The sequence below is a fragment of the Streptomyces diastatochromogenes genome (genome assembly GCF_002242805.1).
Classification (GTDB): domain Bacteria; phylum Actinomycetota; class Actinomycetes; order Streptomycetales; family Streptomycetaceae; genus Streptomyces; species Streptomyces diastatochromogenes.
This window is the reverse complement of record NZ_MCGQ01000033.1, coordinates 118,042-125,658: the sequence shown is the minus strand read 5'-3', so window position 1 is coordinate 125,658 and position 7,617 is coordinate 118,042. Positions and strand designations below refer to the sequence as shown.

Below are 7,617 nucleotides of genomic sequence, written 5' to 3'. Positions count from 1 at the left end.
CCCCCGGACCGTCCCCCACTCGTCCGAAGGAGCCCCGCCCCATGCTCCAGCCGACCCCCGTCCCCGACCTGCCCGCCGACCCGTCCTGGACCCGGACCCGTCCGAAACCGGGTCCGGGTGACCCGGCCGAAGGCCGTCAGCCGTAGGCCGTCGGCCATCGGCAGCCACCCCGGCCGGATTCCTCGGTAGATTCACCCCCGATGCGAGCCGTTCGCATCCGTCGGCGGTCCCGGTGCTCGTCCGGAACGGGACCGTCCGTCACGCAGCGGTGCCTTCGGGGGGGTTCCATGCTCTGGTCGCTCGTCCGCCGGAGCCGGGCCGTGTCCCGGCTCCCCGTACCCGGGCGGTGCGATCCCGGCCGGCACGTCCTGGCCACCGAGCGGCTGTTGCTGTTCACGCCCCGGACCCACCTCGACGTGGCCGCGGCGCTGGCCGCCAGTGCGGACGCCGAGGCCCAGCGATGGCTCGGCAACCACGCCGACCGTCTCGTGCCCAGCCCCGCCACCCGGCGCGCGCTGCTGGAGTGGCGGCCCGCCGGCGACGACGGCCGCCGCGTCCCCCGCCTGCTGGCCAAGCCCTTCACCCCCGACCCCGACGTCCCGGTGTTCCTGGTCTGTGTGCGCAGAGCCGACCTCAGCTATGCCGGAGGACTGCAACTGGAGCACCGCGCGGGCGAGGTGGGCGGCTGGCTGGCGCCACGCTGCCGCGGGCAGGGCCTCGGGGCGGAGTTGTTCGGAGCCGGCGCACTGCTCGCGCACACCCACTTCGGCATGACCAGGGTCCGGGCGGGCGCGGAACCCGGAAACACCGCGAGCCGACGGGCCCTGGCCCGAGCGGGATTCGTCCCGGACGAGGGACCGCCCCGGCACACCCTGCCGGACGGCCGTGTGATCGAGGCCGTCTGGGTACGGCACGATACAACGGCTGCGGCCCACTGCAGCTGACCCGGGCGGCGGCGGAGGGGATGCACTGAAACCGGCTGCCCGTCGGGCTACCCGGCGCGGGGGTCGTCGCCGGGTGGGGCGTCGGGCAGTACGTGGAAGCCGGACAGGCCCTCGGGTTCCTCGGTGACGCCCGTGCAGCGGGTCACCTGGGCCGACCGCGGGCCCTTGGCCGCCCAGTGCGCCATGGCGGCGACGTCGTCGGGCTCCCCCTCGAACACGGCTTCCACGTCGCCGTTGTAGAGGTTGCGCACCCAGCCCGCCACTCCCCGTTCCTCGGCGAACCGACGGCAGGTGTCGCGGTAGAACACGCCCTGTACGCGGCCGCTGACGTGCACGTGCTGCCGTACGGTCATTCCTGCGGACTCCCGTTCTCGCGCCGGCGGGCGGTGACGCGGCGCCGCTCCGGCCAGCGGACGTCGTAGGCCCAGCCGAGGCGTTCGAACCAGCGGATCAGGCGGGCGCTGGCGTCGAGCTGGCCGGTGAGCACGCCGTGCCGGGCGCTGGTGGGGTCGGCGTGGTGGAGGTTGTGCCAGGACTCGCCGAAGGACAGCGGGGCCAGCCACCACACGTTGCCCGAGCGGTCCCGGCTGCGGAAGGGCCGGGAACCGGCCGCGTGGCAGATGGAGTTGATGGACCAGGTGACATGGTGGACGAGACAGATCCGCACCAGCCCGGCCCAGAAGAACGCGCTGAACGCCCCCTGCCAGGACCGGGTCAGCACCGCGCCGAGCAGTGCGGGCAGGGCGACCGAGGCCAGGACCACGAGACCGAAGCGCTTGGAGATCAGCATCAGCGTGCGGTCGCGGACGAGGTCGGGTGCGTAGGTGCGGGGCGAGGCGTGCTCGGTCTCGAAGAGCCAGCCCAGGTGGGCGTAGAACATGCCCTTGGCCAGGGCGCGGGGCGAGCGGCCGTACCGCCAGGGCGAGTGCGGGTCCCCGTCGCGGTCGGAGTAGCGGTGGTGCTTGCGGTGGTCGGCGACCCAGGTGAGCAGCGGGCCCTGTACGGCGAGGCTGCCGGCCAGGGCGAGGGCGATCCTGAGCGGCCGGCCGGCCTTGAAGGAGCCGTGGGTGAAGTGCCGGTGGAAGCCGACGGTGATGCCGAGTCCGCTGACGAGGTAGAAGACGACGGCGAGCACGAGGTCCGTGGGGCTCAGACCGTGCCGCCAGGCGAGGGGCACGGCGGCGAGGAGCGCCAGGAACGGTACGGCGACGAACACGCCGATCATGAGCTGCTCGCCGTTGGGCCAGGACCGCGGTCTGCCGGCCAGCGGGGTGGGTTCCGAGAACTCCGACAAGAGGGGGGACCTTTCGGCTGGGGTCACGTGCAAAGAGGCGGCGAGTCGACGGCGGTGAAGGCGAGCACGGCGTTCTGGCCGCCGAAGCCGAACGAGTTGCTGAGGGCGGCTCGTATCCGGTGCGGGCGGGGCGTCTTGGTGACGACGTCCAGGTCCATCGCCGGGTCGAGGGTGTCCAGGTTGGCGGTGGGCGGGATCAGCTGGTGGCGCAGGGTGAGCACGGTGCAGGCCGCCTCGATGGCGCCGGCGCCGCCGATGGCGTGCCCGATGGTGCCCTTGACCGCGGTGACGGGCGGCGGCCGGCGGAAGGCCTGGTACAGCGCGTTGTGCTCGGCCGTGTCGCCCTGCGGGGTGGCGGTGCCGTGCGCGTTGACGTGATCGATGTCCTCGGGGGCGAGGCCGGCGTCCAGGAGGGCGCCGCGGATGGCGCGGGCGGCGCCGTCGCCGTCGGGGTGCGGGGCGGTGAAGTGGTGGGCGTCGCAGGAGGCGCCGAACCCGGAGAGCAGGGCCGCGGGCCGGGCACTGCGGGCGCGTGCGTCCTCCACTCTTTCCAGAACGAGGACGGCGGCACCCTCGCCGAGGACGAAGCCGTCCCGGTCGCGGTCGAACGGCCGGGAGGCCTCCTCGGGGCTGTCGGCCCGGCGGGACAGGGCGCGCATCTGGGCGAAGCAGGCCGCGGTCATCCGCAGCCGGGCCGACTCGCTGCCCCCGGCGAGGACGAGGTCGCAGGCACCGGACAGCAGCCAGTCCCGGGCCAGTCCGAGCGCGCTGGTGCCGGAGGCGCAGGCGGTGCTCACGACCATGTTGGGACCCTGCGCACCGAGGTCGAGGGCGATCTCGGCGGCGGCCATGTTGGGCACGCTGCGCGGCAGCGCCAGCGGCGAGACCCGTTCCGGAGTGCTGTGGGCGAGCCGGTCGAACTCGGCCTGCCAGCCCTGCATGGACCCGGTGCCGACCCCCATCACGACGCCGACGCGGGCCCCGTCCCAGCCGCCGGGGGTGAGCCGGGCGTCGGCGACGGCCTCCCGGGCGGCGAGCAGCGCGAAGGTGGTGAAGCGGTCCAGGCGGCGGCTGAGCCGGTGCCCGAGCAGGCCGGCCGTGTCGAGGGCGGGCACCTGGCAGGAGAAGGCCACGGGCAGTCCGTCGAGGCCGGGGTCGACGGCCGCGGTGGACTGACCCGCGCACAGGCCCTCCCACGTCGCGTCGCGGCCGATCCCGGCCGGTGTGACCAGTCCCAGTCCGGTGACGGCCACGGGGGCGCGCCGCGCCGGGACACGTGCTTTCACAGGCTGCATGAGCCGTGATTATCCGGCCCGAATGCGACCATTCCGGGCTACGACAACTCGTTCGGCTCAGGACGGGACCCGCTACCACCCGGATGTGCGAACGTCACTGACGAATGGTCACCCCCAGCGCCCGTACCGCGCACGACCAGGCGTCGGCGAGGGCGGTCTCCAGATCGTCCAGCGCCCGGGGCGAGTCGGCCGGCGGAAGGGCCGGGCCGATGTGGACGTGGACGCGGGGGCGGCGGGCCGGGGCGGTGGCCCAGCCGGCCAGTTGCTTGGCGCGGCTTCCGGAGGAGACCCGGCGGGCGCCCGCGTGCCCGATCGGGACGACCGGGGCCCCGCTGGACAGGGCGAGGCGGACGACGCCGGACTTCAGGCGTCCGGGCGGGCGGTCGAGCGAGGCGTCGTAGCGGGGCAGGCCGCCCTCGGGGTAGACGAGCACGCTGCGGCCCTCGGTGAGGGCGTCGGCGGCGTGCCGCAGGGCGTCCGGGGCGCGGCGGCTGCCCCGGTGCACCGGTACGTAGCCCTCGTGGGTGAGGGCCCGGGACAGCAGGGGCACCCGCCACAGGGCGGCGGTGGCGAGGACGGCGGGCCGGTGGCCGAGCCGGTGCAGGGTGCCGATGAGCAGCACCGGGTCGAAGAACGAGGTGTGGTTGGCGGCGAGGATGCGGCCGGGCCCGCCGTCCAGACGGTCGGCACCGCTCACGGTCGTGTCACTGAAGACGGGCACGAGGGCCCCGGCCCAGGCGGACAGCATCGCGGCACTCCTCTCCGGGACGGGACCGTTCCCGGCCGAATCGTCACCCGCGTCCCTGCTCCGGTGCACGTCGGCGCTGCCCCGTATGCCCGTCTGACGTGCGGCGGGTCCGGGCCGATGGGTGAATGCGCTCATGGACTTTCTCGCCGCTTACGACGCGATCCCCGATGACGACGTCCCGCAGCGGGTGGGGCTGTTGCGGAAGGCCATGGTGGCCGAGAAGGCGTCCCTCTTCGCGCAGCTGCGTGCCGAGCGGCCCGTGTTCAGCACCCCGGTCGGCGTGTTCGTGACCCGGCACCCCGACGTGCTGGAGGTGCTGTCCGCGCCGGAGACGTTCACCGTCGGCGTGTTCGGCCCGGCGCTGGAGGACGTGCTCGGCGCGCCGTTCGTCCTCGCCCGGGACAACGCCGACCTGCACTGGCGCGAACGCGGCTACGGACAGCTGATCCTCGGCCCCGAGGACGCGCCCCGGGTACGGGAGCTGACGGCGTCGATCGCCGACTCCCTGCTGGACGAGGCGCTCGCCCGGGGCACGGACACGTTCGACCTGATCCAGGACTACTCCCGCCTGGCCGCCGCCCGCATCTCAGTCGCCTATCTGGGCTTCACCGGCATCGACGAGGACACCCTGCACAACTGCACCCGCAGGATGCAGTGGGCGTTCGCCGTCAACCCCGACCGGAACCCGGAGATCCACGCGGCAGGCGTGGCCGCGGGCCGGGAGCTGCACGACCGGGTGGCCGAGGTGATCACCGGCCGCCGGGCCGCGTCAGGCGACGGCCCCGACGACGTCCTCGGCCGGATGCTGCGCACCCGGCTGCCCGCCGAGTACGGCTTCGACGACGAGCGGGTCAACGCCAACCTGGTCGGCTATCTGACGGGCTCCCAGCAGAACATCACCCAGTGCGTGGCCACCGCCGTCAAGGAACTCACCGTACGCCCCGAGGTGCTGGCCGAGGCGGAACGCGCGGCAGGCAACGGCGATCCGGCTCTCTTCGACAGCTATGTGTGGGAGGCGCTGCGCTTCCATCCGTTCGTGCCCGTCACGCCCCGGCTGTGCGTGCGCGACCACACCCTCGCCGCCGGCACCGAGCGGCAGACGGTGATCCCCGCCAAGAGCGTGGTACTGGCGTGCTTCGCTTCGGCGATGTTCGACGGGCAGGTCGTCGACGCGCCCGCCGAGTTCCGGCCCGGACGCCCGCCCGCCCACAACCTCGTCCTCGGCTACGGCGCCCATGACTGCCTGGGCAAGTACTCGGCCTCGGTGATCGTGCCCGAGCTGGTGCGGCGCGTGCTGCTGCGCCCCGGCGTCCGGCCGCTGCCCGGCGGCGAGCGCGCCATGGACTACGCGGGTACCCCGTTCCCCCAGCACTACCCAGTGAGTTCCGGCCGCCCGGCCGGGAACGCGACCTGACCGGGAGGACCCATGACCGCCACGTCTCGTGCACCCGAGACCCGGACCGTGCCGTGGACCGGGGCGCGCGACAGGTCCCGCGACGGATGGCGCAACCGCTTCGAGACCCACCTGCTGACCCACTACGGGCCGATGTGGCAGACGTCCCGGCGCAGCAGATGGCTGCACCGCCGCCTGAACTCCACGCTGACCGACCTGGCCGTCCTCAAGGCGCCGCCCCGCCCCGACCCGCTGAGCACCAAGAGCCCGTACACCTCCTGGGACTCGCTCACCGACCGCTCCTGGGTGGGCCGGCACCTGCCTCCGGTGGCCGGGCCGCGCAGGGACCTGCCCTCCCCCGAGAGGGTCACCGAGCTGTTCCGGCGCGACGGCGAGACCCGGTACTGCAGCCGGTCCTCCGCCCTGCTGCCCGCGTTCGCGCAGTGGTTCACCGACGGATTCCTGCGCGGGCACGCCGCCACCGGCGATCCGCGCCGCACCGACTCCCCGCACACCCTCGACATGAGCCAGCTCTACGGCGACCGCGAGGAGGTCACCGCGTGCCTGCGCACCTTCGAGGGCGGGCGGATGAAGAGCCGGCTGGTCGGCGGCGCCGAGTTCCCGCCGCGGCTGTGCGAGGGCGGGCGGATCAGGGACGAGTTCCGGGCGATCAGGCCGGTCCGGTTCGACGAGGTGCCCGAGGAGCTGCGGGACACCCTGTTCGCGTGCGGCGGCGACCGGGCCCACGCGCACATCGGCCCGATGGCGATGAACGTGCTCTTCCTGCGCGAGCACAACCGGGTGGCCGGCGTCCTCGCCGCCGCCCACCACGACTGGGACGACGAACGCCTCTTCCAGACCACCCGCAACACGCTGATCGTGCTGATGATCCGGGTGATGCTGGAGGAGTACATCAACCACATCACGCCGTACCACTTCGACTTCGTCCTCGACCCGGTGCGCACCGACCGTGGGGTGTGGCACCGGCAGAACTGGGCGACGATCGAGTTCAGCCTCGTCTACCGCTGGCACAGCCTCGTCCCGTCCACCTACCGGATCGGCGGCCGCGACGTCCCGCTCGCCCACACCATCGCCAACGGGCGGATCGTCCTGGACCGGGGCCTGGGCCCGCTGTTCGAGGACCTGTCCCGGCAACAGGCCGGTCTGTCCGGCCTGTTCAACACCGACGAGGTGCTGCTGCCCATCGAGACGCGCAGTGTCGCCGTCGGCCGCGAGCTGCGGCTGGCCCCGTACAACGACTACCGCGCCTACTACGGCTTCCCGCGGATCACCGACCCGCGGCAGATCTCCGGCGACCCGCGGGTGCAGGAGGCGCTGCTGGACGTGTACGGCAGCGTCGACGCGATCGACCTGTTCGTCGGCCTGTTCGCGGAGGAGCCGGAACCGGGGGCCATCTTCGGGCGGCTGCTCGAACGCATCATCTCCGTGGACGCGTTCTCGGAGGCGCTGAACAACCCGCTTCTCGCACCACGTCTGTTCGGGCCGTCGACGTTCTCCCCCGAGGGCCTGCGGATCGTCCGGGAGACCCGCAGCTTCTCCGACCTGGTGCACCGCAACCTGCCGGAGGACAAGGGGCGTTACTTCGTCTCGCTCGGCCGGAGCGCGGCGGACACCCGGGCCACCGCGCTCTGAGCAGGTGCCTCAGGCTCGCCTGTGCGCGAGCAATGCCTCGGCGGCGGTACGCAGTTGCTCCGCCGCCGTGCCGCAGGCGGCCGCCTGCTGTTCCAGGGTGGGGCGGCTCCACTCGGGTGCCGCCGGGCAGCCGGTCAACGCGGACGCGGTGGCGAGCAGCCGCCGGGCGTAGCCCGCCATCAGGTCGGCGTCGGCGCGCAACCTGCCTGCCTGATCGAGGAGTTCGTCGGACGAAGGCAGGGTGCGGAGGGACTCGGTGACCATGGTGGCTCCCACTCAGGGGTGTGCGG

Annotated in this window: 8 protein-coding genes; 3 read left to right on the top strand and 5 right to left on the bottom strand. The window is 73.5% G+C overall.

From position 1 onward, the window contains the following. Window positions 1-287: 287 nt before the first annotated feature. A complete protein-coding gene (locus tag BEK98_RS33075) occupies window positions 288-944 on the top strand; it encodes a GNAT family N-acetyltransferase (protein WP_094220416.1) in 657 nt (218 codons plus the stop codon). Between the two features lie 47 nt (window positions 945-991). On the opposite strand, the gene BEK98_RS33070 is transcribed toward BEK98_RS33075, so the two are convergent. The 4 genes from BEK98_RS33070 to BEK98_RS33055 form a co-directional block, all read right to left on the bottom strand. Next, window positions 992-1,297, bottom strand: a complete 306-nt coding sequence (locus tag BEK98_RS33070; RefSeq protein WP_094220415.1) for an acylphosphatase — start codon at window positions 1,295-1,297, stop codon at window positions 992-994. Beyond that, window positions 1,294-2,238 carry an acyl-CoA desaturase gene (locus BEK98_RS33065; protein ID WP_244202094.1) on the bottom strand — a complete coding sequence of 315 codons (945 nt, stop codon included), beginning with the start codon at window positions 2,236-2,238 and terminating at the stop codon, window positions 1,294-1,296. The genes BEK98_RS33070 and BEK98_RS33065 overlap by 4 nt, the downstream gene beginning before the upstream one ends. 23 nt (window positions 2,239-2,261) lie before the next feature. Then, window positions 2,262-3,533 carry a beta-ketoacyl-[acyl-carrier-protein] synthase family protein gene (locus BEK98_RS33060; RefSeq protein ID WP_094220414.1) on the bottom strand — a complete coding sequence of 424 codons (1,272 nt, stop codon included), beginning with the start codon at window positions 3,531-3,533 and terminating at the stop codon, window positions 2,262-2,264. Between the two features lie 94 nt (window positions 3,534-3,627). After that, window positions 3,628-4,281, bottom strand: a complete 654-nt coding sequence (locus BEK98_RS33055) for a lysophospholipid acyltransferase family protein (RefSeq protein WP_094220413.1) — start codon at window positions 4,279-4,281, stop codon at window positions 3,628-3,630. Window positions 4,282-4,414: 133 nt separating this feature from the next. Here BEK98_RS33055 and BEK98_RS33050 point away from each other — a divergent pair, with 133 nt between their 5' ends. Both BEK98_RS33050 and BEK98_RS33045 read left to right on the top strand, forming a co-directional pair. Further along, entirely contained in the window at window positions 4,415-5,695 is a 1,281-nt protein-coding gene (locus tag BEK98_RS33050; protein ID WP_094220412.1) for a cytochrome P450, read from the top strand. A gap of 12 nt (window positions 5,696-5,707) precedes the next feature. Beyond that, window positions 5,708-7,327 (top strand): peroxidase family protein, encoded by a 1,620-nt coding sequence (locus BEK98_RS33045; RefSeq protein ID WP_094220411.1) that lies wholly within the window; start codon window positions 5,708-5,710, stop codon window positions 7,325-7,327. 9 nt (window positions 7,328-7,336) lie between these two features. Here BEK98_RS33045 and BEK98_RS33040 read toward each other — a convergent pair whose 3' ends face one another. After that, window positions 7,337-7,591, bottom strand: a complete 255-nt coding sequence (locus BEK98_RS33040) for a hypothetical protein (RefSeq protein WP_094220410.1) — start codon at window positions 7,589-7,591, stop codon at window positions 7,337-7,339. Window positions 7,592-7,617 lie beyond the last annotated feature (26 nt).